Origin of the sequence: Stenotrophomonas daejeonensis (assembly GCF_001431505.1) — a bacterium.
In the GTDB taxonomy this organism is placed as follows: Bacteria; Pseudomonadota; Gammaproteobacteria; order Xanthomonadales; family Xanthomonadaceae; genus Stenotrophomonas; species Stenotrophomonas daejeonensis.
On the sequence record NZ_LDJP01000025.1, the window covers coordinates 1 to 26,346 of the forward strand.

General features: G+C 68.3%; 26 protein-coding genes. 11 read left to right on the top strand and 15 right to left on the bottom strand.

The features are described 5' to 3' along the window. From ABB34_RS15525 to ABB34_RS05085, 3 genes are all read left to right on the top strand, one after another. On the top strand, positions 1-219 hold a 219-nt coding region (locus ABB34_RS15525; protein WP_211258162.1), incomplete at its 5' end, for a hypothetical protein. 880 nt (positions 220-1,099) lie between these two features. Further along, complete coding sequence (locus ABB34_RS15660) at positions 1,100-1,663, top strand: putative quinol monooxygenase (RefSeq protein WP_245625406.1); 564 nt, start codon at positions 1,100-1,102, stop codon at positions 1,661-1,663. Positions 1,664-1,899: 236 nt separating this feature from the next. After that, the gene (locus ABB34_RS05085) at positions 1,900-3,579 is read left to right on the top strand and encodes an electron transfer flavoprotein-ubiquinone oxidoreductase (protein WP_057640173.1); all 1,680 of its coding nucleotides are present in this window, start codon (positions 1,900-1,902) and stop codon (positions 3,577-3,579) included. Here the strand turns inward: ABB34_RS05085 and ABB34_RS05090 are convergent. Next, positions 3,564-4,529: a LysR family transcriptional regulator gene (locus ABB34_RS05090; protein WP_083490073.1), complete on the bottom strand. Its 966-nt coding sequence runs from the start codon at positions 4,527-4,529 to the stop codon at positions 3,564-3,566. The two genes, ABB34_RS05085 and ABB34_RS05090, sit on opposite strands and share 16 nt — an antisense overlap. A gap of 130 nt (positions 4,530-4,659) precedes the next feature. Between ABB34_RS05090 and ABB34_RS05095 the strand changes: the two genes are divergently transcribed. Together ABB34_RS05095 and ABB34_RS05100 are read left to right on the top strand one after the other, a co-directional pair. Beyond that, entirely contained in the window at positions 4,660-5,451 is a 792-nt protein-coding gene (locus ABB34_RS05095) for a DODA-type extradiol aromatic ring-opening family dioxygenase (RefSeq protein WP_245625407.1), read from the top strand. Between the two features lie 199 nt (positions 5,452-5,650). Beyond that, on the top strand, positions 5,651-6,223 hold the full coding sequence (locus ABB34_RS05100; RefSeq protein WP_057640175.1) for an OmpO family porin: 573 nt from the start codon (positions 5,651-5,653) through the stop codon (positions 6,221-6,223). Positions 6,224-6,512: 289 nt separating this feature from the next. Here the strand turns inward: ABB34_RS05100 and ABB34_RS05105 are convergent, their stop codons facing one another. From ABB34_RS05105 to ABB34_RS05125, 5 genes are all read right to left on the bottom strand, one after another. Further along, on the bottom strand, positions 6,513-7,541 hold the full coding sequence (locus ABB34_RS05105) for an NAD(P)H-dependent glycerol-3-phosphate dehydrogenase (RefSeq protein WP_057640176.1): 1,029 nt from the start codon (positions 7,539-7,541) through the stop codon (positions 6,513-6,515). A 20-nt stretch (positions 7,542-7,561) separates the two neighbouring features. Next, positions 7,562-8,080, bottom strand: coding sequence for a protein-export chaperone SecB (secB, locus tag ABB34_RS05110; protein ID WP_057640177.1), 519 nt, complete (start codon positions 8,078-8,080; stop codon positions 7,562-7,564). Positions 8,081-8,184: 104 nt separating this feature from the next. Further along, positions 8,185-8,622, bottom strand: a complete 438-nt coding sequence (locus ABB34_RS05115; RefSeq protein ID WP_057640178.1) for a rhodanese-like domain-containing protein — start codon at positions 8,620-8,622, stop codon at positions 8,185-8,187. Between the two features lie 67 nt (positions 8,623-8,689). Then, on the bottom strand, positions 8,690-9,121 hold the full coding sequence (locus ABB34_RS05120) for a hypothetical protein (RefSeq protein ID WP_057640179.1): 432 nt from the start codon (positions 9,119-9,121) through the stop codon (positions 8,690-8,692). Between the two features lie 25 nt (positions 9,122-9,146). Then, positions 9,147-9,605, bottom strand: a complete 459-nt coding sequence (locus ABB34_RS05125; protein ID WP_057640180.1) for a YiiD C-terminal domain-containing protein — start codon at positions 9,603-9,605, stop codon at positions 9,147-9,149. A 59-nt stretch (positions 9,606-9,664) separates the two neighbouring features. Between ABB34_RS05125 and ABB34_RS05130 the strand changes: the two genes are divergently transcribed. From ABB34_RS05130 to ABB34_RS05140, 3 genes are all read left to right on the top strand, one after another. Further along, on the top strand, positions 9,665-10,447 hold the full coding sequence (locus ABB34_RS05130) for a uroporphyrinogen-III synthase (RefSeq protein WP_057640181.1): 783 nt from the start codon (positions 9,665-9,667) through the stop codon (positions 10,445-10,447). 103 nt (positions 10,448-10,550) lie between these two features. Continuing rightward, positions 10,551-11,531, top strand: coding sequence for a uroporphyrinogen-III C-methyltransferase (locus ABB34_RS05135; RefSeq protein WP_057640196.1), 981 nt, complete (start codon positions 10,551-10,553; stop codon positions 11,529-11,531). Further along, the gene (locus ABB34_RS05140; RefSeq protein ID WP_057640182.1) at positions 11,528-12,799 is read left to right on the top strand and encodes a heme biosynthesis protein HemY; all 1,272 of its coding nucleotides are present in this window, start codon (positions 11,528-11,530) and stop codon (positions 12,797-12,799) included. The genes ABB34_RS05135 and ABB34_RS05140 overlap by 4 nt, the downstream gene beginning before the upstream one ends. A 34-nt stretch (positions 12,800-12,833) precedes the next feature. On the opposite strand, the gene ABB34_RS05145 is transcribed toward ABB34_RS05140, so the two are convergent. Then, entirely contained in the window at positions 12,834-13,223 is a 390-nt protein-coding gene (locus ABB34_RS05145; protein WP_057640183.1) for a hypothetical protein, read from the bottom strand. A 135-nt stretch (positions 13,224-13,358) separates the two neighbouring features. Here ABB34_RS05145 and ABB34_RS15145 point away from each other — a divergent pair, with 135 nt between their 5' ends. Continuing rightward, positions 13,359-13,988: a hypothetical protein gene (locus ABB34_RS15145; RefSeq protein WP_152979508.1), complete on the top strand. Its 630-nt coding sequence runs from the start codon at positions 13,359-13,361 to the stop codon at positions 13,986-13,988. A 16-nt stretch (positions 13,989-14,004) separates the two neighbouring features. Beyond that, positions 14,005-14,439, top strand: a complete 435-nt coding sequence (locus ABB34_RS05160; RefSeq protein WP_152979509.1) for a hypothetical protein — start codon at positions 14,005-14,007, stop codon at positions 14,437-14,439. A 49-nt stretch (positions 14,440-14,488) separates the two neighbouring features. Here ABB34_RS05160 and ABB34_RS05165 read toward each other — a convergent pair whose 3' ends face one another. Next, positions 14,489-15,769: an acetyl-CoA C-acetyltransferase gene (locus tag ABB34_RS05165; protein WP_057640187.1), complete on the bottom strand. Its 1,281-nt coding sequence runs from the start codon at positions 15,767-15,769 to the stop codon at positions 14,489-14,491. A 104-nt stretch (positions 15,770-15,873) separates the two neighbouring features. On the opposite strand from ABB34_RS05165, the gene ABB34_RS05170 reads away from it, so the two are divergent. Beyond that, positions 15,874-16,761, top strand: a complete 888-nt coding sequence (locus ABB34_RS05170; RefSeq protein WP_057640188.1) for a hypothetical protein — start codon at positions 15,874-15,876, stop codon at positions 16,759-16,761. A gap of 200 nt (positions 16,762-16,961) precedes the next feature. Here the strand turns inward: ABB34_RS05170 and ABB34_RS05175 are convergent, their stop codons facing one another. The 7 genes from ABB34_RS05175 to ABB34_RS05205 all read right to left on the bottom strand — a co-directional run bounded on the left by ABB34_RS05175 (position 16,962) and on the right by ABB34_RS05205 (position 26,238). Then, positions 16,962-17,576: a superoxide dismutase family protein gene (locus ABB34_RS05175; protein ID WP_057640189.1), complete on the bottom strand. Its 615-nt coding sequence runs from the start codon at positions 17,574-17,576 to the stop codon at positions 16,962-16,964. 42 nt (positions 17,577-17,618) lie between these two features. Next, positions 17,619-18,188 (bottom strand): superoxide dismutase family protein, encoded by a 570-nt coding sequence (locus ABB34_RS05180; protein WP_057640190.1) that lies wholly within the window; start codon positions 18,186-18,188, stop codon positions 17,619-17,621. 204 nt (positions 18,189-18,392) lie between these two features. Next, positions 18,393-20,858, bottom strand: coding sequence for a protein kinase domain-containing protein (locus ABB34_RS05185; RefSeq protein WP_057640191.1), 2,466 nt, complete (start codon positions 20,856-20,858; stop codon positions 18,393-18,395). After that, positions 20,852-21,415 carry an ECF-type sigma factor gene (locus tag ABB34_RS05190; protein WP_057640192.1) on the bottom strand — a complete coding sequence of 188 codons (564 nt, stop codon included), beginning with the start codon at positions 21,413-21,415 and terminating at the stop codon, positions 20,852-20,854. The genes ABB34_RS05185 and ABB34_RS05190 overlap by 7 nt, the downstream gene beginning before the upstream one ends. 47 nt (positions 21,416-21,462) lie before the next feature. Next, positions 21,463-22,908, bottom strand: coding sequence for a nitrogen regulation protein NR(I) (gene ntrC / locus ABB34_RS05195; RefSeq protein WP_057640193.1), 1,446 nt, complete (start codon positions 22,906-22,908; stop codon positions 21,463-21,465). An 872-nt stretch (positions 22,909-23,780) separates the two neighbouring features. Then, positions 23,781-24,821, bottom strand: coding sequence for a two-component system sensor histidine kinase NtrB (locus ABB34_RS05200; RefSeq protein WP_057640194.1), 1,041 nt, complete (start codon positions 24,819-24,821; stop codon positions 23,781-23,783). Between the two features lie 64 nt (positions 24,822-24,885). Then, entirely contained in the window at positions 24,886-26,238 is a 1,353-nt protein-coding gene (locus tag ABB34_RS05205; protein ID WP_057640195.1) for an ammonium transporter, read from the bottom strand. Positions 26,239-26,346: the final 108 nt, after the last annotated feature.

Genomic DNA, 26,346 nt, shown 5'->3' on the forward strand with positions numbered 1-26,346 from the left:
TACTACAGCCATGTAATGCCGCAAGAGGTCGTTTTTGATGTCGGCCTGACGTCAACGGACAAAGCCGGTTCGTCCGAGGGAATCGGAGTTTTCCTTGGCAGCATTTCACTCGGCAAAAAGAATGATTCTGGCGTTGAGCAAGTTGCAATCACAAAGGTCAGATTCACAATTCCACTTGTTCTGCCGCCCGGCGACAAGCTCATTCAGCGTAATCGCTAGTAGCGGTCTAACAATTCATTCAAGCCGACGCCGCTTCGCGGCGCGGCTTAACTCAGGCGTTAGACAAATGGCATTTGTACACCATGGCACATGCTCCCAATGCAACAAACGCATTAGCATATCCAATATTGTCCGCGCTTGCTTTGGCTCATGGAACGTATGGCGCGTAAATTGCCCAAACTGCGCCACAAAAAATTACATCAACATATTGGCCAATGCCATCATTGCCGCAGCCGCACTATTTGTGGCTTTTATTGCAGGGATCACTTTCACCCTTGGCGGAGAGCCAGGGTGGCTGTTTATTGGCATTGCACTTATTTCATACCCATTTATACGTGGATTATTTATCCATCTATGGTTGTACATTGGAGCATTTCGCTCATCTATCGTCTAACAATTCATTCAAGCCGACGCTGCTATCGCAGCGCGGCTTAATTCAGGCGTTAGCCGCTTACAGACAATGATCTCGCCTGGACTCGCCATCAGTGCTGCTGCCGTTTACGCGGCCATCTACTACCTGATCGCCAGAAGTGCGCTGAATGACCTCGCTTCGGTTGACCCGGACTACTACGCCTACTTGGGCGCTCAACGTGGGACAAGCGCCAATAACTCAACGGCAATCATTGAGATTCTGTTTGACACGGAATGCCCAAAGCCGTTCTACCCGGTCGCTACCCGCCGCAAACTGTCTCTAGCGCGCTGGCTACTCTGGCTCAGCCCTATCGTTCTCATCGCCGTAGTCCTTGCAATCATTGCGTAGGGCCGCGGCTAACAATTCGTTCAAGCCGACGCCGTTTCGTGGCCTCGGCTTGTGCGCTTGCGCTACGCTAGCGCAACGCCTCGCCACTCTCGGCGCGGCTTAATTCAGGCGTTAGGCCCCATGAGAGAGAACATTGCGAACCTCATGCCATACCTGATCGCCGCGGCTTTGCTTCTGGCGATCTTCGCCTACGTGAGATCAACGCGAATCTTCTCTGCACTTCTTGCAGCGCAGCCTTCGGTTCTCGATAAATTCCGGCCCACTCCATGCATCAGGCGGCTCACGATGACACTCGACAGACGACATTTCCTTGCAATGGCCGCAGTCGGCACCACGGCATTCGCACTGCCGGCTGCTGCCACACGGACAACGGGAGCCGCAATGTACGGCCTGATCGGAAAATTGAAGGCGGTTCCCGGCCAACGCGATGCGTTGATCTCGATCCTGCTGGACGGCGTCTCGGGGATGCCCGGATGCCTGAGCTACATCGTCGCGCAGGATCCCGCCGACGCGGACGCGATATGGATCACCGAGGCTTGGGACAGTCGGGCCAGCCATGAGGCTTCATTGTCGCTGCCGTCGGTCCAGGCCGCCATCGCAAAGGGCAGGCCATTGATCGCGGGCTTCGAGCAGCGCATCGAGACTTCACCGGTGGGCGGGCATGGCATAGGCACCACCGCCTGACGCTCCACCCGAACCGACACCATCGGTAGCACGACTGATTCAGATGACCGCTCGCCGATAGTGGCGGCTTCCTGAGCCGCCTTGTCCGCATCACCGGCATCGGCCGCATCCCCTCCTGCCGGGATACGGAATGCACGCCTGCCGCCGCAAAATTGGAAGATCACGGCAGGGTCGGTGAAAATGGTGGCTTCCAGCTGTCGCCAGGCCGTCACCGGCCCCTAGCCAAGAGTCTTCGCATGAACACAGAAACCACCCCCATCCTTCCGCCGCGCGAGGCGATGGAGTTCGATGTGGTGATCGTCGGCGCCGGCCCGGCCGGGCTGGCCACGGCCATCCGCCTGCGCCAGCTGGCCGTGGAGAAGGGGCAGGAGCTGTCGGTGTGCGTGCTGGAGAAAGGCTCCGAGCCGGGTGCGCACATCCTGTCCGGCGCGATCATGGACCCACGCGCGCTCGGCGAACTGTTCCCGGACTGGGCCGAGCGCGGCGCGCCATTGAAGCAGGCCGTCACCCGCGACGAATTCCTGTTCCTGAGCAAAACCGGCGCCAGGAGCACCCCGAATGTCCTGCTGCCCGGCTGCTTCCACAACAAGGGCAACTTCATCGTCAGCCTCGGCGAAGTGACCAGCTGGCTGGCGCAACAGGCCGAGGCGCTGGAGGTGGCGATCTTCCCGGGCTTCGCCGCCGCCGAGGTGCTGTACGACGACAATGGCGCGGTGATGGGCGTGGCCACCGGCGACATGGGCATCCACAAGGATGGCACCCCGGGCCCGAATTTCGAGCGCGGCATGGAGCTGCATGCCAAGTACACCATCTTCGCCGAGGGCTCGCGCGGCCACCTCGGCCGCCAGCTGATCGAGCGCTTCAAGCTCGACGAAGGCCGCGACCCGCAGGCCTACGGCATCGGCATCAAGGAGCTGTGGCAGATCGACCCGGCCAGGCACGAGCCGGGGCTGGTGGTGCATACCTCCGGCTGGCCGCTGGACAGCGACACCTACGGCGGCTCGTTCCTGTACCACGCCGAAGGCGGCAAGGTCGCCATCGGCTTCGTCGTCGGGCTGGACTACAGGAACCCGTGGCTGAGCCCGTTCGAGGAGTTCCAGCGCTTCAAGACCCATCCGGCGATCCGCAGGCACCTGGAAGGCGGCAAGCGCATCGCCTACGGCGCGCGCGCGATCACCGCCGGCGGCATCCTGTCGCTGCCCAGGACCGTGTTCCCGGGTGGCGCGCTGGTCGGCTGCGAGGCCGGCTACCTCAATGCCTCGCGGATCAAGGGCAGCCACGCCGCGATCAAGACCGGCATGCTGGCCGCCGAGGCCGCGTTCGACGCGCTGGCCGCCGGCCGCCAGCGCGACGAGCTGGGCGCATACCCGCAGGCATTCGAGAACAGCTGGCTCAAGACCGAGCTGCTGCAGTCGAAGAACTTCAAGCAGTGGTTCAAGAAGGGCAGCAAGATCGCCACGCTGATGACCGGCATCGAGCAATGGCTGCTGCCGAAGCTGGGCATCCGCAACCCGCCGTGGACCCTCCACCACAGCAAGGCCGACCATGAATGCCTGGAACCGGCGAGCGAACACGCCAGGATCGACTATCCCAAGCCCGATGGCGTGCTGAGCTTCGACCGGCTCAGCTCGGTGTTCCTGTCCTCGACCAACCATGAAGAGGACCAGCCCAGCCATCTCACGCTGAAGGACCCGAGCGTGCCGGTGCGGATCAACCTGCCCGAATATGCCGGCCCGGAGGCGCGCTACTGCCCGGCAGGTGTCTACGAGTTCGTCGGCGAAGGCAGCGACACCCGCCTGCAGATCAACGCGCAGAACTGCGTGCACTGCAAGACCTGCGACATCAAGGACCCCACCCAGAACATCGTGTGGGTGACGCCGCAGGGTGGTGGCGGGCCGAATTATCCGGCGATGTGATCGCCACGCGCACCGGCGGTGGCATTGCTGTCGCTGGAGTGTGCCGCGCCACCTTCCGATGTGGCCGCGAAGGCTTCGACCAGATGATCGATCATCACCCGCACCTTGGCCGGCGGACGCCGGTCCGGCGGGTACAGCACGTGGATGCCGCCCAGCTCCACCGGCGGTTTGTCCAGTTCCAGCATTACCAGCTCGCCACGGGCCAGCGCGGCGCGGACGATGAACTCGGGCTGGTAGATGATGCCCTGGTCGCGCACCGCGGCCGCCACCAGCGCATCGCCGTTGTTGGCCAGCAGGTTGCCGCCGACCGGCACGCGCAACTCACCACTGGCGCCGAAGCGCCAGCTGTCCCGGCCCTGCGTGCCCGAAAGCGTGTAGCCCAGGCAGTTGTGCTGGATCAGCTCGGCCACGCGCCGCGGCACCCCGCGCCGGTCCAGGTAGCCGGGCGAGGCGCAGACCCGCATCGGGCTGTCGCCCAGCTTGCGCGCCTGCAGCGGGCTGTCGGCGAGACGACCGATGCGGATGGCCAGGTCCCAGTTGCCGGCGACGAGGTCGAGCCCGGCATCGCTCAGGCCCAGCTCCACCGTCACTTCCGGGTGGCGCTGGCTGAAGGCCGGCATCAGCGGCGCGACGAAGCAATGGCCGAACGACAGCGGCACGTTCATCCGCAGCAGGCCACTGGCCTTGACCCGCCGCGAGGCGGCCGCGGCATCGGCCTCGTCGATCTCCGGCAGGATCCGCCGGCAGGCTTCCAGGTAGTCGTTGCCGGTCTCGGTCAGCGCCAGCCGCCGGGTGCTGCGGTGGAACAGCTTCACCCCCAGCCGCGCCTCCAGCGCATTGACGTGCTTGGTCGCCATCGCCGGCGACATGCCGAGGTGGCGCGCGGCCGCCGAGAGGCTGCCATCGGTGGCGGCACGCACGAACACGCGCATGCTGGTGATCCGGTCCATACCGGCAATCTAACACCCGTGGTGTCAAGTGTTCATCGAATCCAGCTGATTCTCTCCCGATGGGACAGAACCCATACTGCCGGTCATGAACACCAACCTCACTTCCAGTACCGCGACGCACAGCGCGCGCATGCCCGTCCTCTTCGTCCCCCACGGCGCCGGCCCCTGCTTCTTCATGGACTGGAACCCGGCCGATACCTGGGACGGCATGGCCGCCTTCCTCAAGGGCGTGGCCGCGACCCTGCCGGCGACACCGCGCGCGATCGTGCTGGTGTCCGGGCATTGGCTGGAACGGGATTTCAGCGTCACCGGCAGCGCCCGGCCGCCGCTGATCCATGACTACAGCGGCTTCCCCGCGCATACCTATGAACTGACCTATCCGGCCCCCGGCCAGCCCGAACTGGCCGGGCGCATCGCGCAGCTGCTGGGGCAGGCCGGCACGCCGACGCGCATCGACCCGGTGCGCGGCCATGACCACGGCGTGTTCATCCCGCTCAAGCTGATGTTCCCCAAGGCGGACGTCCCGGTGGTCCAGCTGTCGCTGCGCCGCGACCTCGACCCGGCCGCACACATCGCCGCCGGCCGCGCGCTGGCCACCCTGCGCGACGAGGGCGTGCTGGTCGTCGGCAGCGGCATGAGCTTCCACAACATGCGCGGCTATGGCGACCCGCGCTACACACCGCTGTCGGCGCGGTTCGACGCATGGCTGACCGCCGCGGTGGAAAGCGAAACGCCGCAGCGCGAGGCCCTGCTGCGGCAGTGGGCCGAGGCACCGCACGCCCGCGACAGCCACCCGCCGGGCGCCGAGGAACACCTGCTGCCGCTGCTGGTCGCCGCCGGTGCGGGCAGCGGCGGCGTGGGCCGCAAGGTCTATTCGGAGGAGGTGATGAAAACCACCTTGTCCGCCTTCCGTTTCGACTGATGGGCCAGTGCCATTCCGGTGCCGCGGTGCGCGCACGCATCACCGCGGCACAAGTTCCCGAGCGCCACGCTTAATTCATGTACTGGTCAGTTTTATATTCAGGGTCAATTCCGTTGGCTAACGGATAATTCACACCTGTCGACCGGGCCCGCAGTCTCCGCCCGGGGCGATAAAACCAAAACAAAAAGGCAAGACCAACATGAAGACTTCCCTGATCGCCCTCGGCCTGCTGGCCGCCCTGCCGTTCGCCGCTTCGGCCACCGACGGCCTGTCCTACAACCATGTGGAAGGTGGTTACGTGAACACCGACGCCAAGGGCGGCGACGCCGATGGCTGGGCGGTGAAGGGTTCGGTGGCGGTGCACCCGAACTTCCACGTCTTCGGCAGCTACAGCGCCCAGGAAACCGACTTCGGCAAGGTCGACCTCGACCAGTGGCGCTTGGGCGTGGGCTACAACTACGGCATTGCCCCGAACACCGACCTGCTGGCCCGCGTGGCCTACCAGAAGTTCGACCCGCAGTACGGCAGCACCTTCAACGGCTACAGCACCGAGGTCGGCGTGCGTACCGCCTTCACCCCGATGATCGAAGGCTATGCGCTGGCCGGCTACGAGGACTACAGCAAGAAGAACGGCTATGACCCGGACGGCGAGTTCTACGGCCGCGTCGGCGCCGCCGCCAAGTTCAACGCCAACTGGGGCGTGAGCGGCGAAGTGAAGCTGGGCAAGGGCGGCGACAAGGAATGGTTCGTCGGCCCGCGCTTCACCTGGTAAGCGACATCGTTTCAAAGGCGCGTGCTCTCTCTCCCCCGCGCCCCCGGAGCCCGGTCCTCCCCGACCGGGCTCTTTCTTTTCCTGCCCGCCGCGTTCCGCGTAGATGCGGGGCTTGCCCCGCATGAGGCTTTCCCGGCAACCGCCCATGCGGGGCAAGCCCCGCATCTACGGATACTTCACCGGGAAAGCCCCCGCGCGGGGCAAGCCCCGCACCCACGATACGGAAGGCCGTGGACCGGAGATAAAAAAGCCCGGCAATGCCGGGCTTCTCTTTGATCGTCGCCGATCCCTACTTGAACAGCGTTTCCGGGTATTCCGGTTTCTGTTCGCGGGCCAGCAGCTGCTTGAGGCCGTCGGTGGGGCTGAGTTCGCCGTGCAGCACCGCCTGTACCGCCTGCGAGATCGGCAGGTCGATGCCGTGGCGGGCGGCCTGGCGCATCACCTCGTCGGCGGTCTGCACCGACTCGACCACCTGGCCGATTTCCTTCACCGCCTCCGGCAGGCTCTGCCCGCGCCCCAGCGCCAGGCCGAGCCGGCGGTTGCGCGACAGGTCGCCGGTGCTGGTCAGCACCAGATCGCCCAGCCCGGCCAGGCCCATCAGGGTCTCGGGCTTGGCGCCGATGGCCGCGGCCAGCCGCAGCATTTCGTTGAGGCCGCGGGTGATCAGGCCGGCGCGGGCATTCAGGCCCAGCTGCATGCCGTCGGCCACACCGGTGGCCACCGCCAGCACGTTCTTCATCGCCCCGCCCAGCTCGGCACCGACCATGTCGTCGCCGGTATAGGCACGGAACGCGGGGCCGTGCATGGCCTCGGCCACTTCGCGGGTGAAGGCGGCATCGTCGCCGTGCACGGTGATCGCGGTGGGCAGGCCCAGCGTGACCTCCTTGGCGAAGGACGGGCCGGTGACCACCGCCAGCGGCACGTCGGCGCCCAGCACTTCGCGCGCGACTTCATGCAGGAAGCGGCCGGAACCGGGCTCGAAACCCTTGGTCGCCCACGCCACGCCGGCACCGGCCGGAAGCAATGGCGCCAGCGTGCGCACGGTCTGGGTGAAGGCGTGCGAGGGCACCACCACCAGGATCCAGCGCGCGCCGGCCACGGTGGCGGCCAGGTCGGTGCTGGCGCGCAGCGACCCGGGCAGCGGAATCCCCGGCAGATACCGGGGATTCTCGTGACGCTGGTCGATCGCCTCGATGACGTTGGCGTCGCGCCCCCACAGCACGGTCGGGTGACCGTGCCGGGCCAGCAGGCTGGCCAGCGCGGTGCCCCAAGAGCCCGCGCCAAGGACGGCGATCTTTTCCGCGTCGGTCGTACTCATCCGTTAACGCGCAGCGCCGATCAGGCGTTGCCGGCCGGCTCGGAGTCGGCCAGCGAGGCGCCTTCGGCCTGCTGCTGGCGCTGGCGCAGGGTTTCGGCGTACAGACCGTCGAAGTTGATCGGCTGCAGGTAGAACGGCGGGAAACCGCCGGCCTGCACCAGCTCGCTGATGGTCGAGCGCACGTACGGGAACAGGATGTTCGGGCACTGGGTGCCGAGCAGCACGTCGATGGCCTGCGGCTCCAGGCCGATCAGGCCGAACACGCCGGCCTGCTCCACTTCGGCCACGTAGGCGGTCTTGTCGCCGGCCTTGCAGGTCAGGGTCACGCCCAGCACCACCTCGAAGGCGTTCTCGGACAGGCGCTGCACCTTCTGGTTCAGGTTCAGCTGCAGCTCCGGCTGCACGTTCTCGTTGAAGATGACCGGCGAATTCGGGGATTCGAAGGAAACGTCCTTGACGTAGATCTTCTCGACGGTGAACGCCGGGCCGTTGGCGGTTTCGGCCGGGACGGCGGCGGCGTTGTTGTTCTCTTCGGACATTTTCCAGGACTCCAGAACGGTTTGTTCGTTGAATGGGATTGTTGCCAGAACCAGCGATGGGGGCGGCTTCCGCCCTATACAAGGGCTGAACGCGAAATGAAGGCTCAGCCGCGGCCCTTGACCAGCGGCAGGTCCGCGGCCTGCCACGCCGCGATGCCGCCGTCGAGCACCGACACCTGCTCGAAACCGGCCTTCTTCAGCGCCTTGGCGGCGGTGGCGGCGGTATTGCCGCTGCGGCACAGCAGCACCACCGGCGACTGTTTGGCCGTGGCCAGCAGCTTGTGCGCCGGCGTCAGCTGCGCCGGCTGCACGTTGCGGCTGCCGACGATGTGGCCCTTCTCGAAGTCGGCGCTGGCCGACAGGTCGATCACCACCGCCTCGCCGGCATTGATCAGGCGGGTCAGTTCGGCCGGCTTGAGCGACTTGTAGCCACGGAACAGGTGCTTGATCTCGGTGACGATGATGGCGACGGTCAGGCCGGCGAAGGCCAGCGACAGCATCGGGTTTCGGCCAGCGAAGGCCAGCAGCTCTTCGTAATTCACACGGGTCACGGGCAGACAAACGGGCGGCGATTGTCGCACAAGCCAGCCATGCGGCGGCCGGCGCGGCTTACTGCCCCTGCCACAGGTCCGGCAGCCCCTGCGCCTGCCACCAGCGCTTGCCCTCCGCGTCCCAGCGCCAGCGTTCGTTCACCATCACCGTGCGCTCGGCCTGGGTGTTGCGGTTGACCACCTTCATCTCGATGCGGCGCTCGATCATGCCATCGGCGCCGACGCCGCTGGAACGCTCGCGGTAGCCGGACACCTGCACCTGCCGGTAGCGCTCGCGCTGCAGGTCGCTCAACGGGTGTTCCTGCCAGTAGGCGGGGTCGATGAAGCCCTCGGCGGCCTCGAAGTCGCTCCAGCGCACCGCCGCCACGTAGGCCTCCTGGGCCTGGGCCAGTTTCGCGCGCTGGGCCCGGCTCAGGCCGGCGGCCTGCACGGTCATCGCCAACAGCAGCAGCGACAGCGCGATCAGGCAGGGGAAAAGTCGTCGTTGCATGAATCCTCCGGTAGCTGCCGCCATCCTAGCCCTTCGCCAGCGCGACGAAGCGTCCTTCCAGCTCAGCGGCGCCGCCTTCGATCTGCGCACGGATCGTCATCCGCGCCCGGCCGCGCTTGTCGAACTGTTCGAGGAAGGCTTCCCAGTCCTCGCCCGGCGCCGCGCGCGCGCTGGTCTCCAGGTCGCCATAGACCGGCGCCCGGTAGCGGATGCTGCTGTCGGCCACGTAGACCCCGGCCTCGCGCCCGGCCAGCGACAACCGCAGGCTCACCAGCCCCCAGCCGGCCAGGGTCATCACCGAGGCCAGGCTGCCGCCGAAGGCGTTGCCCTTGTCGTTGACGTTGGCCGCCGCCGGCGCGGTCAGGCGCAGCGCGCCATTGTCGTAGCCGGCGATGCGGATGCCCATCGCCGCCACCGGCGGCATGGCGGCGAGGGTGGTCTGCAGGTCGTGCAGCAGCGGGGCGAGGTCGGCGGTATCGGGCATGGAAGACGGCGGGAAAGTAAAGGGGCACGAAACGGAAAGCGCCCGGCATAATGCATCGAATGAACAGCCGTGCCTATGCGCCGGCCACCCCGGCCTGGCACCTGATCTCCCTGCGCCCCGCCGGCCAGCACGCCGCGCTGCGCCACGCCGCCGCCCGTTTCGGCGCGCGCACGCTGGCGGTTTCGCCGTGGCGCCTGCGGCTGCACGACGACGAAGCCACCCGCGATGCCCTGCTGCAGGCGCTGGCCGGCGACCTGCTGGTATTCACCAGCCCGGCCGCGGCCACCGCGGCGATGCGGCTGGTGCCGGCGGAGCGCTGGGAAGCCGCCACGCTGGTCGCGGTCGGCGAAGGCACCGCCCGCGTCCTGCGCCGCCATGGGGCAGGCAACGTATCGGCGCCGGCACGGATGGACAGCGAAGGCCTGCTGGCGCTGCCGGCGATGGCCGGCCTGCAGGGCAAATGGGTGGCGCTGGTCACCGCCCCCGGCGGCCGTGGCGTCATCGCCGCGCAGGTGCAGGCACGCGGTGCGCGGCTGCAGCGTGTGGACGTCTACGAACGCGTGCCGCAGGCGTTGCCGGCCGCCACCCTCGCCCGCCTGCAGGCGCTGGCGGGCCCGGCGGTGCTGGCAGTGAGCAGCGGCGAAGCCCTCGAACGCGTGTTGCCGCAACTGCCCCCCACCCTGCGCCAGCGCTGGCAGCAACAGCCGGCCGTCGTCGCCAGCGAACGGCTGCGCGCACTGGCGGCCGCGCATGGCTTCGCCCACGTGCACGTCGCCGCTGGCCCGCTGCCGGCGCAACTGGCCGCCGCCGCATACGCTGCGGCCCGGCCTTCCGGCCACTGAAGCCACTACGTCCGCGGCTTGCAGCGGTACCGCGTCGCGGGCGATGCTTGAAGCGCGTGCCGCCGCCCACCACCGCGGCATGCCTGCCAAGGATGCGTACCCCATGAACGACGACTCCCCCACCCCACCGCGCCGCCTTCCGCTGCGCTGGCTCGCCGCCGTACTGGTGGTGCTGGCCGCAACCGCCGCCGGCTGGTTCTTCTGGCGCGGCTGGCAGGCCGAGCAGCGGCAGGACGAACAGGCCCGCGCCACCACCGCCCGGCAGCTGGCCGACCTGCAGAAGACGGTGGAAGACCTGCGCCGCGACCAGCGCGCCACCGCGCGCGGCGTACAGGATGCGGCCAGCACCAACCGCGTGCTGCGCGACGAAGTGCTCGGCCTCGGCCAGCGCAGCGCGCTGCTGGAGGAAAACCTCGCCCGGCTTGCCGACAACTCGCGCGAAGGCACCCAGGCCGTGCGCCGCGAGGAGGCCGAGCTGCTGCTCGTCCAGGCCCGGCAGCGCCTCGTCTACGCCGCCGACCTCGATGGCGCGCGCCGGCTGTATGCATTGGCCGCCGGGGTGATGGAGGACCTCGACGGCCCCCGTTACCTCAACCTGCGCCAGGCGCTGATGCAGGAGCGCAACGCGCTCGACGCGCTCGGCCCCGGCGTCCGTGCGCGCAGCGCGGAGCAACTCACACAATGGGCCGCCGCACTGGACACCCTGCCCGAGCAACCGCAGGCGGCGCCCGCGGACAAACAACCGTGGTGGCAGCAGATGCTGTCGCCGCTGGTGCAGATCCGCCCGGCCGACCCGCAGGTACTGGCCGCCCGTTCCGAGCGCATCGCCGCCCACGACGCCCTGCAGATCGAACTGAGCCTGGCCCGCGCCGCGCTGGAGCGCGGCGATGCCGGCGCCTGGCAACAGGCCCTGCAACGCATGGACGCCTGGCTGCTGCGGCTGTGGCCGGACACTCCGCAGCGCCAGCAGCAACGGCAGCTGCTGGACGAACTGGGCAAGGCCGACCTGCAGATCGCCGCACCTGAACTGGGCAGCACCCTGCAGCAACTGCGCGGCATGCGCGAGGCGAAGGAGGCACCATGAAGGCATTCCGTTCACTGCTGGTCGCGCTGCTGGTCGCCGCCATCGGCATCGCCGGTGCGCAGTGGCTGGGGCATGAATCGGTCCGCGACATCGGCGAGGTGATCGTGCGCGCCGGCGGCAACGACTACATCGCCACGCTGCCGCAGGCCGCGCTGGCGCTGCTGATCGCCGGCCTGCTGCTGTGGCTGGCGTGGCTGCTGCTCAGCGCGCCGTTCCGCAGCTGGGCGCGCTACCGCCGCAAGCAGGGCCGCGCGCGCCTGATCGACGGCCTGCAGGCCCTGGACAACGGCCAGTGGCAGCGTGCCGGAAAATTGCTGCAAAGCGCCGCCGATGAAGAACAGGCGCGGCCGATCGCCCTGGTCGCGGCGATGCGCGCGGCCGAGGCACGCGGCGACACCACCGGCGCCGGCCAATACCTGCAGCAACTGGGCGAAGTGGACGCCCTCCTGCACGCCCTGCATAGCGCCGAGCGCTGGCTGCAGCAGCAGCGCCCACAGGAGGCCATCGACGTGCTCGACCTGCCCGCGATCCAGCCGCTGCCGCCGCGCGCTCTGTACCTGCGCACCGAAGCGCTGGCCGCCGCCGGTCGCGCCGAAGAGGCTTACGGCCAGCTCGGCGCACTGCGCCAGCAGCAGGCGCTGCCGGCCAACGCACTGGCCGCGCTGGAAACCCGGCTCGCCCTGCAGATGCTGGACGAGGCCGGCGACGTCAACAGCCTCGCCAGCCGCTGGGAAGTGCTGCCCAAGCCGCTGCGCGCCACGCCCGCGGCCATCGCGCACTATGCCCGCCGCGCGGCCGCGCTGAACTGGAACGATGCCGCCCTGCACTGCATCGAACAGGCGCTGGACGGCCGCTGGGACGAAAGCCTGATCGCGCTGTACGGCGAACTGCCGGTGGAAAAACTCGACTCCCGCCGCGCCAGCGCGCAACGCTGGCTGCAGACCCACCCGTCCAGCCCGGCGCTGCTGCTGACCCTGTCACGGCTGGCCCGCGGCCAGGGCCAATGGCCGCAGGCCGAGGACTTCCTGCACCGCGCCATCGCCCAGGGCGCGGGCGCCGAAGCATGGGAGGAACTCGGCGAAGGCCTCGCCGCCAACGGCGAGGACGCGCTGGCCCGGCAGTGCCTGCTCAACGCCCTGCGCCAGCGTCGCGGGCAGGCGCCGCAGCCCCTGCAACGCCGCGACCTGCGCCAGCAGATACAGGATCAGGCGGTGGCCGAGGAGCGCGACGCGCATGGTTTCCCGCGGTTGCCGGGACAAGCGCCGTAACCGTAACTCGACGTTTCTTTCCCGATATCCCAGGTCAGGGAAGCTTGTCCGCCAGCGCCTGAATGACCTGTCTCACCGCCTGCCGGCTGCGTTGCGGCAGGCGCAGGAACAACTCGATGGCGAGCCGGTCGTCGATGTTCGTTGTCTCGGTCCACCCGGCCTTGCGCTCGGCAACCTGCCCGCGTTTCTTGTTGCCATAGCGCAGTACATCGGCGTCGGTGCCCAGCAGGTCGGCAAGCAGTTCCAGCTTGTCCTGCTCCGGTAGGGACAAGCCCGTCAGCCAGCGCCGCACACCTTGGTAAGTCACCGGCGTGCCGCGGTAGTGAAGGTTGAACAGTTTTTCCAGCACCGCGGGCCGCGCTTCCAGCCCGGCCACGGCCATTGCCGCCTTCAAACGCTCGGAAAACTGCTGCTTCTCGTCCATGCGGCTACGGTGAAGCGCCGCTTGCATTCTTTGTTGAAGCTCAATTCACATCATGATTGAATCATCAATTCAATCAATCATTGAAGCGACGGTTTCCACTATACGGCGGCCTCGCAAGGAACGCATCCGCCCACCATGCAAAAGCTCAAGTCCTACCTTGGCCTCGCTCTGGCCGCCCTGCTCGGCTGGATATTCCTCTGGCCACAGAAGCCATCCTTCCAGTACGAGCCAATGCAGGTCACCGCACTGGACCGAACCGCGATTTCGTTGATCATCCAGCTACGTAATCCCGGCTTCGGCCTCCTTCGCCAGGTCGGGAACTATATGCGGCGCTGCCCAGACGGGCCGGAAACAAAAATCTACGGGTATGGTCCGAACCGTTGCGGTATCGGCTATGCCACGCCCGGGCGGATGCAAATAATCGAGATGCAAAGCCAGTTCCAGCGCCACGATCCCGGTTTTCCCAAGGTACTGGACGACTATCTCGACAGCTATCTCAATCGTGGCGACGTGCAGGACCAAGCCGCACATGACCTCGAAGTGCGGCAGAAACAGAATGAACTTGAACAACGGGCGATGGCCACCTACCCGACGCTGCTGAAGGCGTTGCGCAAGAACTACATCAGCTCCGTCTATATCGCCCACGCGCTGTTCGTCATGCTCCTGCTGGCGATTGTCCATTACCGGCGCAAGATCGGCACCGCCCTGCTATGGCCGATCACCCGCGCGCTGTCACTGCTGGGCAAGGCGCACGAGAAAATCTGACAAGGGAAGGAACCCGATGAATCGCATCCATCGCAGCTTGCTGCTTGTGTTGCTCACGCTGCCCGCCATTGCGACCGCACAGAACCCTTGCAGCCCCAAGGGTACGGACGTTTGCGCAATGGCGCGACGCATGGCCGACGAAATGGCGCCCATGCTGCCCATGCGCATGAACCAGGACATGAGCATCCAAACCGTGTTTGCCGCAGGCAACGTCGTCACGATGACGGCCAAATACGAATACGACCGGACGCTCCTGGAGCGGATACTGGCCACCGCCGGCGTCAGCAATGAACAGGCGCTTCAATTCATGCGCAATCACGCACGCAGTGGGCCGCTCTGTTCCGTCGATGAAGGGAGGAACTTCATCGCGCATGGGGGCGTCATTCGCTATCTCTATCGCTTCAACGACGGTGCAATTCACACCGTCATAGATGTCACTGCCTGCCAATAGCCCGCAAGGAGCGAGCCCAACGGGGTGCTCGCGGATAACACGTCGGGCATCAACGCTCGACGATCGCCACCACGCCCATGCCGCCGGCGGTGCAGATCGACACCAGTGCGCGGCCGCCGCCGCGTTCGGCCAGTTCCTTGGACACGGTGGCGATGATGCGCGCGCCGGTCGCGGCGAACGGGTGGCCGGTGGCCAGCGAGGAACCCAGCGGGTTGATCTTGTCCGGGTCGATGCGGCCCAGCGGTGCGTCCAGGCCGAGGCGGGTGCGGCAGTAATCCTCGCTCTCCCAGGCGCGCAGCGTGCACAGCACCTGCGCGGCGAAGGCCTCGTGGATCTCGTAGATGTCGAAGTCCTGCAGGGTCAGGCCGTTGCGCTTGAGCATTTCCGGCACGGCGATGGTCGGTGCCATCAGCAAGCCTTCGCCGTGGACGAAATCCACCGCCGCCACCTGCGCGTCGCGCAGGTACGCCTGCGGCGCGTGGCCGTGGGCGCGCGCCCATTCCTCCGAGGCCAGCAGCACCGCGGCGGCGCCGTCGGTCAGCGGGGTGGAATTGGCGGCGGTCAGGGTGCCGCGGCCGGAAGTCTTGTCGAACGCCGGCTTCAGCGTCGCCAGCTTTTCCAGCGAGGTGTCCGGGCGCAGGATGTTGTCGCGCTCCACGCCACGGAACGGCGCGATCAGGTCGTCGAAGAAACCGCGCTCGTAGGCCGCGGCCAGCTTGCGGTGCGAGGACACCGCCCATTCGTCCTGCGAGTCGCGGCTGATGTTCCACTCCTTGGCCATGTCCTCGCAGTGGTCGCCCATGCTCTTGCCGGTGCGCGGCTCGGCCACGCCGGGGAACTCCGGCTTGAGCTCGGAGAACTTGAAGCCGGAGACCAGCGCCTTGAGCTTGTCGCCGGTGCTCTTGGCGCGGTTGGCGGCCAGCAGGCGGCTGCGCAGCTGCTTGCCGTAGACGATCGGCACGTCCGAAGTAGTGTCGGAACCGCCGCCGATGCCCGATTCGACCTGCCCCAGCGCGATCTTGTTGGCCACGGTGATGATGCTGTCCAGCGAGGTGCCGCAGGCGCGTTGCAGGGTGATGCCCGGGGTCAGCGGCGACAGCCCGGAGGACAGCGTGGCCTCGCGGCCGAGGTTCCAGTCGCTGGGGTGCTTGATCACCGCGCCCATCGCCACTTCGCCCAGTTGCTGGCCGTGCAGGCCGAAGCGTTCGACCAGCGCGCCGAGGGTGCGTACCGACATGCCGAGGTTGCCGACGTCCGAATAGGCGGTGTTCTGGCGGCAGAACGGGATGCGGACACCACCGAGGATGGCGACGGGACGGGCGCTGGACATGCGGTTACCTGCAGGGGGAGTGGACTGGCACGGAACTGCCTGCAACGACAGGCATAATGGACATTGAGTGTAGCTTCGAGCCCGTGACGGGCCAACCGCAAACGATGAGCAATCCCAATCCCGAGATGAACGCGCTGGGCGTGATGGCGCTGGAACTGGCCGGTGGCGAGCAGCCGCGGGCGGCCGCGCTGTCGTCCGTGCAGGCCGGCGAGCTGGCCACGCTGGTCGGCCGCGACCTGGCCAAACTGGTGCCGCAGGCCAGCGGCCTGGACCTGGTGCTGGCCGCGGCGCATTTCGACCCGGCCGAGGTGCTGCGCCCAGGTTGGCCGGTGCATCGGCGGCTGGAAGAGCTGCAGATGCGCGCGCCCGGCCGCAACCAGGGCCCGCGCCAGCTGGCCTTCGGCGCCGACGCCGCCGGCGACGTGCCGCTGCCCCTGCAGGCCGACGCCACGCTGGCCGGCGGCGGCCTGCGGGTGCTGCCGTTCGTGCTGGCCGGCAACGACGCCGCGCTGCTGCGCGAGACCCGCGACGCGCTGGAAGAGGTGCTGCTGGCCAACGGCATGGCGCAGCCGGACACCGCGCTGCTGGCGCAGGACGCCTTCGGCGCGCGCATCGAGCATGCCCGCTATTTCACCGTCAACGACCTGGCCGCGATGATGGCCATGCAGTACGACAACCAGGGCCTGGCCGCGCTGTGGCCGCTGCTGGAGACGGCGATGTTCGACCCGGCCGGGGAGCAATGGCTGGAAACCGCGCCCGAACCGCTGCTGCGCTATGCCGGGGGCGAGGCGCGCATGGCGCTGTTCGACCCGGCGGGCTGGTGCGCGCACTACGGCCATGAAAACGGCGACTGCGACCGCCTGCAGCGCATCTACGAGCAGTTCCTGATGCGCCAGCGGCAGATGGCCGCGGTGCTCGAAGCACATGGCATCGACGTGCTGTACGTGCACGTGGAAGCCGGGCAGGACGCGAAGGCGCTGCTGGTGCGCTGAGCAGGTAGTGCCGGCCGCTGGCCGGCAGCCTCGCATGACGTCGATCCCGCGGATGCCGGCCAGCGGCCGGCACTACCTGGTGATTGTCGGCACTGTCGCTCCACCGGCAGAGAGCCGCCCGACCAACGGCCGGGCGCTACCGGGCAGTCCGGAAACCAAGGGTGCCGGCCGACTGGCCGGCACTGTCCGATGCGGGAGCCTTATTCGGCCTTGGCGATCACCGCACAGGCCAGGCGCGCGCCGGCGTTGCCGGTGGGCTGGCTGTGGTAGTCGTCGGGATCGGCGTGGACGATCAGGCCGCGGCCGAGGATGTCGAATTCATCACCCTTGCCGACGTTGACGTTGCTCGACACCGGGCCGTCGACATGGGCATTGCCCTGCGCGTCGGCGACGATGTTCGGCATGTCGCCGCCGTGGTGCACCACCGCCTCGACGCTGCCGTGGTCGGCGTTGCCCGGGTTGAAGTGGCCGCCGGCGCTGCTGCCGTCGGTCGAGCTGCAATCGCCCTTTTCGTGGATGTGGAAGCCGTGCTCGCTGTTCGGCGCCAGGCCGCTGATGTCGCCGCTGGCGCGCAGCTGGCCATCTTCGGTCACGGTGAAGGCAATGCTGCCGGCGGCCGTGTTGCCCTCGGTGGGCTGCAGCGTGGCGGTGGCCACCGGCGCCTGCATCGGCGGCGGCGCAGCCGGGTCGGCGGCCGGCGCCTCGATGGCGGCGTCGGCGGCATCGCTGGACGGGGTGGTTGGCTCGGTGCCCGGCTTGCAGGCGCTCAGGGCCAGCACGCTGGCGGCGAACAGGGTGGTATGGATCATGCGCATCGTCGTACTCCCTTGTGGGGTTGGATTTGCGGGTGGCCGCATTCAGCGGGTGACGCGGATCACGCCACAGGCGACCCGGGCGCCGGCGTTGCCCGCCGGCTGGCTGCGGTAGTCGTCGGCATCGGCGTGGACCACCAGCGCGCGGCCGGCAATGTCGTTGGCTGCACCGCCGCCAAGGGTAACCCCGTGCAGGTGCATGTCCATGTGTACGACGCCCGCGGCGTCGGCCTGCAGGTTGTCCATGTCGCCGGCGTGGTGCGTGCCACTACCGGCACGGCCATGCGGCTGCGCAGCCGGGTTGAAATGGCCGCCGGCGCTGGCGGCATCCACCGCGCTGCAGTCGCCCTTTTCATGCACGTGGAACGCGACCTGCCGGCCACGCGGCAGGCCGCCGATGACGCCGGTGATGTGCACGCCACCGGCCTCCGGCACCAGCGCCAGCCGGCCGCTGACCAGGCTGGCCGAGGCCGGTGCCAGGTTCGCTTCGGCCAGTTGCGCGGTGCTGACCGCAGGTGGCGCGGGCGGTGCGGGCGGCTCGGCAGGCGGCTGGGTGGCGCAGGCGCCGAGCAAGGTGGCGCCGGCAAGCGGCAGCAGGGGCAGGCGAAAGCGCATGGGGATTCCTCGGGTGGGACGGCCGGCATTGTGCCGGGGATGACGGCAGGATTCATGGCGGCGGAAGTCCGCTCCGGGCCACCCGGTGTCGCTTGCAGGCATGGACTTGCCCGCTCTTCGTAGTGCCGGGCAAGGCCCGGCCGGGGCTTTGGCCGGGGAAGCGCCAGCTGGGCCTTGCCCGGCGCTACGGGCGAGCCCATTGCATTACAGGTGCGCTTGGGCTTGCAGCCCGGCCTTTTCCACTTTTTGCAGGGTTTCACGCATGTCGCGCAGCGCCGCTTCATTCTGCTCGCCATAGATGTCCTGCATCACCTGCAAGGCCGCGGCGGCGTGCTGGCGGGCGGCGGCGAGGCGGCCCAGCGCCAATTCGGCATCGGCCAGGCCACGCAGGATTTCGGCGGTGACGGCGCTGTTGCGGCCCAAGGTGCGCTCGGCGATTTCCAGCACGCTGCCCAGCTCGTCCGCCGATTCCTGCGCACGGCCGGCGGCCAGCAACCAGTTGCCGTAGTTGCCACGGGTGGCCACCGACGAAAACGCTTCCGGGCCGGAGTGGGCAATATGCCATTCCATCGCCGCGCGGTAATGCGGGCCGGCTTCGGCCACCTTGCCCAGTTCGCGCAAGGCGCTGCCGAGCATGCCGCGGGCACCGGCGACGTAACCACTGTCCTGGCCGTAAAGGCGGGTGTAGGCGGCCACCAGCCGTTGCAGCTCCGGCTCGGCGGTGGCGAAATCGCGTTGTTGCAGGTGAGTGATCGCCAGGTCGCGGCGCACCGCCAGCGTCAGCGGGTGGTCGCGGCCGCGGATGCGTGTGTGCTGCCCGATCACCTCGCGCAGCAGAGCCATGGCCTGGTCGTGATGGCCGCTGAAGGACAGCACGTTGGCATAGCGCCGGGTGGCATCCTGCCGCTTGTCGTCGCCGGCAGGCCACGCCGCAAAGCCCTCGTAGGCGCCGCGCGCCAGCCGCAGCGCCTCGTCCGCCCGCCCCTGCGCGAGCGCCACCCAGGATTGGCGGGATTGCATGTCCAGCAGCAGCCAGCGGTATTCGGGCTGGCTGCGCTCGGCCAGGGCGATGCCTTCGTCGAGCGTGGCCTGTGCCTCCTTGAGGCGATCGGCGGACAAGTAGGCGTCGCCCAGCACCTGCAACGCGCGCAGGTGCTGGAAGCGCAGCGCGTCCGGGCGGCTGGCGGCCAGCTCGCGGATGGATTGCAGGTGGGCGATGGCGCGGTCGTATTCCTCCAGGCTGATCTGGTTGATGGCGATCAATAGCTCCACGTCGGCCTGGATGTCCGGCCAGGCCGCCAGTTCCCGCCCCGCACGCTTCGAGGCATCGTCGAGCACGCGCAGCATCAGGGTCTTGTCCAGGTCCTGCGAGATCGCCGGGTCCACGCTGTCCAGCACCGAGGCGAGGAAGTCCGAGGTCACCTTGGCCCGTGCGGCTTCCTGCCGTGCCTGCCGCAGGGACCAACTGGTGACCAGCAGGCCGGCGACCAGTGCGGCAGCAACCACGCCGGTGGCGGATACCACCAACCGGTTGCGGCGCACGAACTTGCGCGCCGCCAGCCAGCGCACCCGGCCTGCGGCGCGCGGTGGATAGTGCGCGAGCCAACGCCGCAGGTCGTCCAGCAGCGATGACACCGATTCGTAGCGCACGCTGCACTCGGCCTGCATCGCCTTGAGCACGATGGCGTCCACGCCGTCGCGCAGTTCGCGCCGCAGCACGCGCGGCGTGGTGGAGCGCAGTGCGGCCAGCTCGCGCTGCTTCTGCGCCGGCAACGCCTGCAGGCATTGCGACGGGGCAAGCGCCGTGCCGGCCTGCGGGCGCACGCCGCAGGCCAGTTCGTGCAGCATCGCGCCGAGCGAATAGACGTCGCTGCGCGCATCGGCCTCGCTGCCCGCGCGGGCCTGCTCCGGGCTCATGTAGCCCGGCGTGCCGCCACCGGATACTTCGCCCTCGGCGTCGGTTTCCACGGCGATGCCGAAGTCGATGATCTTCGGCAGCGGCTGGCCATCGACGTTGCCGACCAGCACGTTGCCGGGCTTCAGGTCGCGGTGGATCACGCCCTTCTGGTGCGCGTGCTGCACGCCCTCGCCGGCCTTGACCAGCAGTTCGACGCGCTGGCGCAGGCTCGACGCGTGCTGGTCGCACCAGGTCGAAATCGGCTGGCCGCGGATGTATTCCATCACCAGCCAGGCGTGGCCGTCGGGCTCGATGCCGGCGTCGTGGATCTGCGCGATGGCCGGGTGCTGCATCTGCGCCAGCAGCCGGCATTCGTATTCGAAATGGCCGTGGCGGCGCGCATCCAGCGCCGGCGTGCGCACCCGCTTCAATGCGACTTCGCGCTCATAGGCGCCATCGGCGCGGCGCGCCAGGTAGACCCGGCCCATGCCGCCGCTGCCGATGACCCGCTCCAGCGCCCACGGGCCGAAGCGGGTGCCGGGCGGCAGCTCCGGGTCGCTGGCGCGTAGCGTCGCCTCGGCCGCGTGCTGCAGCGGATCGCGCAGGCGGCGGGTGGCGTCGGTGTCGGCGGCGATCAGCGCCAGCAGTTCGCGCTGCAGCTCCGGGTCATCGCCGGCATGGGCGTGGACGAAGGTGGTGCGCTCGGATTCGGGCAGCTCGGTGGCCTGGTGGAACAGTTCGCCCAGGCGGGCCCACGCATCAGCGTTCAACATGACAGGCGGGTCGCGAGCCAGGCGCGGGTGAAGCGCAGGTCGCGCTGCAGGGTGGCCGGGGAAACATCGAGCAGTTCGGCGGTTTCGGCGATGCTGAAACCGGCCAGTTCGTTCAATGCGAACGCCTGCGCCTTGCGTTCGTCCATCCGTGTGAGCTGGTCGAAGGCCTCGGCCATCAGCTGCAGGTCCTCCGGTTGCGGCGAGGGATCGAGCAGCGTCACCGTCAGGGTCAGCGGACGCAGGTCACCACCGCGCTTCTGGCTGGCCTGCATGCGCGCCAGGTCAATCAGCAGGTTGCGCATTTTCAGCGCCGCCACCGCGTAGAAATGCGCGCGCGACTGGAACGGATGCTGGTTCGCCGACAGCCGTATCCAGGCCTCGTGCAGCAACTCGGTGGCCTGCAGGCCCGCCTGCCCGCCATGCGCCAGCCGGCGTACGGCGATGCCGTGCAACTCCTGGTAGACCTCTTCGGCCAATACCGCGCTGGCCTCACGGTCGCCATGTTGCCAACGCCGGATCAGGCCGGTGATGTCCGCAGAGGGAGGCTGTGTTTCCATCGGGGGCCGATCATACACGGCCCGTTCACGCGACAGGATGGCGGCACTCAGCGGCGGCGGCCGGAGCCGAGCTTGCGGGTGATGGTGTTGCGGCCGAGGCCGAGCCGCGCGGCGGCTTCGCCGCGGTGACCGTCGGTGAAGGCCAGGGCCGCTTCCAGCAATACGGCATCCATGCGCTCGCGCGCTTCGGCATGCAGGCCGCCGGCGCCTTCGGACAGGCGTTGCCGGGCCCATGCGGCCAATGCGTGGTCCCATTGTTCGGGCGTGGTGGCGGTGGCGTCGGCGGTGGCGGGACGGCGACGGCCGCCGCGCGCCAGCGCCGCGCGCACGTCGTCGGCGGAAATGGCGTCGGCCACGGCCAACGCGGCCAGCCGCCAGCAGACGTTTTCCAGTTCGCGCACGTTGCCGGGCCAGTCGTGCTGGCGCAGCGCCTGCACGGCGGCGGCGGACAGGTGCTTGCGCGGCACGTCGAGCCGGCGGGCGGCGCTGGCAAGGAAGGTGGCGGCCAGTTGCGCCACGTCGTCGATGCGTTCGCGCAGCGGTGGCAGCCACAGCCGCACCATGTCCAGCCGGTGCAGCAGGTCGGCGCGGAAGCGGCCCTGTTCGACCAGCGTTTCCAGGTCCTGGTGGGTGGCGGCGACCACGCGCACGTCGACGCGGATCAGCTCGCGGCCACCGACGCGGAAGAATTCGCCTTCGGCCAGCACCCGCAGCAGGCGGGTCTGCAGCGGCAGCGGCATGTCGCCGATTTCGTCGAGGAACAGGGTGCCGCCATCGGCCTGCTCGAAGCGGCCGACGTGGCGCTTGCTGGCGCCGGTGAACGCGCCGGCTTCGTGGCCGAACAATTCGCTTTCCAGCAGTTCGGCGGGAATGGCGGCGGTATTGAGCGCGACGAACGGACCGCGTGCACGTGGCGATTCGCGGTGCAGCGCATTGGCCACCAACTCCTTGCCGGTGCCGGTTTCGCCATTGATCAGCACCGACAACGGCGCCTGCGCGAGGCGGCCGATGGCACGGAACAGCGCGCGCATCGCCGGGGTGTCGCCGATCAGTTGCGGCGGGCCGGCCTGCTTCGTCGGAGCGGGCGTGGTTTCCGGCGATGCGGCCCCCATCTCCGGCAGCGTGCGCCGCGCCAGTTCCACCGCGTCGTCCAGATCGAACGGCTTGGACAGGAATTCGTGGGCGCCGCCGCGGAATGCGCCGGCGGTGCTGGCGACGTCGGTGTGCGCGGACATCACGATCACCGGCAGCTGCGGATGCGCGGCCTTGAGTTTTTCCAGCAGCACCAGGCCGTCGTCGCCGGGCATGCGCACGTCGGTGAACAGCAGTGCCGGTGGTGGGCGCCGCGTGAGTGCGTCGAGCGCGGCGGCGGCGCTGTCGAAGCCTTCGACGGCGTAACCAGCATCGCGCAGGGCGGTGCTGAGGACGAAGCGCACCGAGCGGTCGTCATCGACGACCCAGAGCGTGTGGGCTTGGGTGTCAGTGGGTTTCATTGCGCCCCCGCAAGTGATGGGCGATTCGGCCGCCAGGATGCATGCCGTTGCAGGCACGAGAGGAGCCAGCTGTTGCTGTTGCTGTTGCTGTTGCTGTTGCTGTTGCTGTTGCTGTTGCTGTTGCTCGTGATTTTGCTTTCAGCTTTTGACGTTCGGGTTCCCTTCCGCAGCGACGGAGCCGACGGACAAGACCCCGCAGGGGCGACGTGCACGGATGCACGTCGTTTTTCGACACGACATGGATGTCGTGTCGAAAAATCCCGGCGGCGGAGTGGACCCGACGCGCGTAGCGCGTTGGGCGCGGAGGCAGGGCGTGCTTTCTTTTGGCTACCTTTTCTTTGCACGAGCAAAGAAAAGTAGCTCGCTCCCTGACAAGGGAGCGAAAGCTCTTGACTCTTGGATCTTCGCAGAAACGCTCAAGTCCAAAGCGGGAGCAACGACGAGAATCAAAGCAGGAGCTTGAAATCAGAGCTTTCACTCTTGCTCCGCAGGAGCGAGTCACTTTGACCAGCCATTCGGCTGTTGAAAAAGCGCCTCTTTGCTTGTGCAAAGAAAAGTAACCAAAAGAAAGCACAGCCGGACGCGAGCCGATGCGGCTGCGCCGCATCGGTCCCCTGCGCTCCTCGCGGGCCGGGGGGGCGGCGCACAACTCGCTTCGCTCAGACACGTGCGCCTCTTCGCCCCCCGTCCCGCTGCGGTGCTCGGCTCGCTTTACGGCAGGGGAAGTCAAAAGCCGAGGAGCAAAATCACGAGCAACAACAGCAGCAAAAGCAGGCTCCGCTCTGCGCGAAAACGAAGAGGGGAATTTTCGTCGGGAGCAAGCTCCCGACCTACGGGGGGCGAAGACACGGGCGGCCTCGTCGCAAGACGCATCAAGCATCGCCTGTCTCCACGCCCGGCAGCGGCAGCAGCACCGTGAATACCGTGTGCCCCGGCCGCGAGCGGTAGCTCAAGGTGCCGCGATGCTCGCGCGCCACCTGCTGCGCCAGCGCCAACCCCAGCCCGGTGCCCTCGGCACGGCCGCTGACCAGCGGCAGGAACAGGTGCTCGGCCAGTTCCTCCGGTACGCCACGGCCGTCGTCGGCCACTTCCAGCCGCAATGCCAGAGGGTGCAGTTGCTCGGCGATGCGCAGGCCATGCTCGACGCGGGTGCGCAGGGTGATGCGGGTGGCACCGGCCTGGATGGCGTTGCGCACCAGGTTGAGCAGCGCCTGGGTGAGGCGGTCGCCATCGCCGGGCAGCTCGGGGATGCTGGGGTCGTAGTCGCGTTGCAGTTGCAGCGACCAGCCGGCCTCGCTCTCGACCAGCCGCAACACCCGCTCCAGCGCGGCATGGATGTTCAGCGGTGCGTGCGGGCGCGGCGGGGCCGGCGACAGCAGTTGTTCGAGCAGGGTGTTGAGGCGCTCGATCTCGACACCGATCAGCTCGACCAGCTCGCGCTCCTCGACGTCGCGGCCGTGGGCGCGGCGTGCCAGCAGCTGGGCCGCGCCCTTCAACCCCGCCAGCGGATTGCGCAGTTCGTGCGCCAGGCCCTTGAGCGCGGCGCTGAACGCACCCGGCAACACCTGCGCCGGGTCGGCGGTGGGAAACTCGTCCACCGGATGCGCCTCCAGCAACCAGCCGCCTTCCCGCGCGCTCAGCCAGCCGTCGGCGAAGCGCGGCGCCTCGCCGGGCAGGGCCAGCGCCAGCCGCGGCAGGCGGATGGTTTCCGCGTCCGGGGCCAGCAGGCGGCTGGCGAGGGCGTCGTCCTGCACCTCCAGCGAAGCCAGCGGCTGGCCCAGCAGGCGCCGCACGCTCACCCCCAGCCAGCGGCAGAACGCCGGGGTGGCACCGGCGATGCGTCCGTCGGTGCCGGTCCACACCAGCGGCGTGGCCAGTTGTTCCAATGAAGGGGCGGCGTGGGCGGCGTCCATTGCACCAATATAGTGCAAAGCCTCTCCGTGGATGGGGTCGAGCCGGCCCACGCGCGCCATCGGCTCAGCTCTCGTAGGCCGATTCGCCGTGCGTGCTGATGTCCAGCCCGGTGCGCTCGGCTTCCTCGCTGACGCGCAGGCCGACCAGCGCGCGCACCAGCAGCAGGATCAAGGCGGTGACTACCGCGCACCACGCCACGGTGAAGCCGATGCTGACCGCCTGCACCCACAGCTGGTGGCCGATGTCCATGTCCGCCACGGTGCCGCCCAGCGACTGCGCGCTGAACACGCCGGTGAGCAGTGCGCCGACGATGCCGCCCACGCCGTGCACGCCGAACACGTCGGCGGTGTCGTCGGCACGCAGCAGGCGCTTGAGCCCGGTGACGCCCCACACGCAGGCCACGCCGCTGGCGAAACCAATCACGATGGCGCCCAGCGGCCCCACCGTGCCGCAGGCCGGGGTGATGCCGACCAGCCCGGCCACCGCGCCCGAGGCCGCGCCCAGCGCCGAGGGGTGGCCCTTGGTGATGGCCTCCAGCCCGGTCCAGCCCAGCACCGCCGCGGCGGTGGCGAGCAGGGTATTGATGAAGGCCAGTGCCGCCACGCCATCGGCGGCGGCCGCCGAGCCGGCGTTGAAACCGAACCAGCCCACCCACAGCAGCATCGCGCCGATCCAGGTCAGCGGCAGGTTGTGCGGCTTGAGCGCGGCGTGGCCGTAGCCGAGCCGCTTGCCGACGAACCATGCCGCCACCAGCCCGGCCACGCCGGCGTTGATGTGGACCACGGTGCCACCGGCGAAGTCGATGGCACCCATCTCGCCCAGCCAGCCGCCGCCCCAGACGGTGTGCGCCATCGGGATGTAGCTCAGGGTGAACCACAGCGCCGAGAACAGCAGCACGGCGCGGAAGCGGATGCGCTCGGCGAAGGCGCCGACCACCAGTGCGGCGGTGATGCCGGCGAAGGTGGACTGGAAGGCGACGAACAGGTAGTCCGGCAGGCCAGCAATCGGCGTGTTGCCGACCGAATCGGGGGCGAAGCCCTTGAGGAAGGCAAACTGCGTGAACGACCCGAACAGGGTGTTGCCGTCGCTGAACACCGCGCTGTAGCCATAGGCCACCCACAGCATCAGCACCAGCGAGAACACCACCAGCACCTGGCTGAGCACCGACAGCACGTTCTTGGCGCGCACCAGCCCGCCGTAGAACAACGCCAGCCCCGGCACCACCATCATCAGCACCAGCAGCGTGGCGGTGAGCATCCACGCCACGTCGCCACGCTCGAACGTGGCTGCCGTCTGCGCGGCCTCCTGTGCCGATGCCCCGAGGGGCAGCACCGCCAGCGCGAGGCCGGCGAGCAGGGATGACAGGCACAGACCACCGAACCGGGTGTTCAACCCGGTGAAAAATTCCGTTCGCATTTTCGTCTCCGGTTATGGCTGGATCAGCGCCCGGGATCGGCCTTCAGAGCCCCTCTCCCTCCGGGAGAGGGGTTGGGGTGAGGGGCAAACGGAGTCCAGATGGTTCAG

Coding starts and splice junctions, on each gene's coding strand:
- ABB34_RS05175 (WP_057640189.1), bottom strand. CDS start 17,576: ATGCGCATGATCCATACCACCCTGTTCGCCGCCAGCGTGCTGGCCCTG.
- ABB34_RS05085 (WP_057640173.1), top strand. CDS start 1,900: ATGAACACAGAAACCACCCCCATCCTTCCGCCGCGCGAGGCGATGGAG.
- ABB34_RS05200 (WP_057640194.1), bottom strand. CDS start 24,821: ATGGACGCCGCCCACGCCGCCCCTTCATTGGAACAACTGGCCACGCCG.
- ABB34_RS15145 (WP_152979508.1), top strand. CDS start 13,359: ATGCAAAAGCTCAAGTCCTACCTTGGCCTCGCTCTGGCCGCCCTGCTC.
- ABB34_RS05170 (WP_057640188.1), top strand. CDS start 15,874: ATGAGCAATCCCAATCCCGAGATGAACGCGCTGGGCGTGATGGCGCTG.
- ABB34_RS05130 (WP_057640181.1), top strand. CDS start 9,665: ATGAACAGCCGTGCCTATGCGCCGGCCACCCCGGCCTGGCACCTGATC.
- ABB34_RS05125 (WP_057640180.1), bottom strand. CDS start 9,605: ATGCCCGATACCGCCGACCTCGCCCCGCTGCTGCACGACCTGCAGACC.
- secB (WP_057640177.1), bottom strand. CDS start 8,080: ATGTCCGAAGAGAACAACAACGCCGCCGCCGTCCCGGCCGAAACCGCC.
- ABB34_RS05090 (WP_083490073.1), bottom strand. CDS start 4,529: ATGGACCGGATCACCAGCATGCGCGTGTTCGTGCGTGCCGCCACCGAT.
- ABB34_RS05105 (WP_057640176.1), bottom strand. CDS start 7,541: ATGAGTACGACCGACGCGGAAAAGATCGCCGTCCTTGGCGCGGGCTCT.
- ABB34_RS05180 (WP_057640190.1), bottom strand. CDS start 18,188: ATGCGCTTTCGCCTGCCCCTGCTGCCGCTTGCCGGCGCCACCTTGCTC.
- ABB34_RS05190 (WP_057640192.1), bottom strand. CDS start 21,415: ATGGAAACACAGCCTCCCTCTGCGGACATCACCGGCCTGATCCGGCGT.
- ABB34_RS05185 (WP_057640191.1), bottom strand. CDS start 20,858: ATGTTGAACGCTGATGCGTGGGCCCGCCTGGGCGAACTGTTCCACCAG.
- ABB34_RS05135 (WP_057640196.1), top strand. CDS start 10,551: ATGAACGACGACTCCCCCACCCCACCGCGCCGCCTTCCGCTGCGCTGG.
- ABB34_RS05120 (WP_057640179.1), bottom strand. CDS start 9,121: ATGCAACGACGACTTTTCCCCTGCCTGATCGCGCTGTCGCTGCTGCTG.
- ABB34_RS05160 (WP_152979509.1), top strand. CDS start 14,005: ATGAATCGCATCCATCGCAGCTTGCTGCTTGTGTTGCTCACGCTGCCC.
- ABB34_RS05205 (WP_057640195.1), bottom strand. CDS start 26,238: ATGCGAACGGAATTTTTCACCGGGTTGAACACCCGGTTCGGTGGTCTG.
- ABB34_RS05100 (WP_057640175.1), top strand. CDS start 5,651: ATGAAGACTTCCCTGATCGCCCTCGGCCTGCTGGCCGCCCTGCCGTTC.
- ABB34_RS05145 (WP_057640183.1), bottom strand. CDS start 13,223: ATGGACGAGAAGCAGCAGTTTTCCGAGCGTTTGAAGGCGGCAATGGCC.
- ABB34_RS05140 (WP_057640182.1), top strand. CDS start 11,528: ATGAAGGCATTCCGTTCACTGCTGGTCGCGCTGCTGGTCGCCGCCATC.
- ABB34_RS05165 (WP_057640187.1), bottom strand. CDS start 15,769: ATGTCCAGCGCCCGTCCCGTCGCCATCCTCGGTGGTGTCCGCATCCCG.
- ntrC (WP_057640193.1), bottom strand. CDS start 22,908: ATGAAACCCACTGACACCCAAGCCCACACGCTCTGGGTCGTCGATGAC.
- ABB34_RS15660 (WP_245625406.1), top strand. CDS start 1,100: ATGAGAGAGAACATTGCGAACCTCATGCCATACCTGATCGCCGCGGCT.
- ABB34_RS05095 (WP_245625407.1), top strand. CDS start 4,660: ATGCCCGTCCTCTTCGTCCCCCACGGCGCCGGCCCCTGCTTCTTCATG.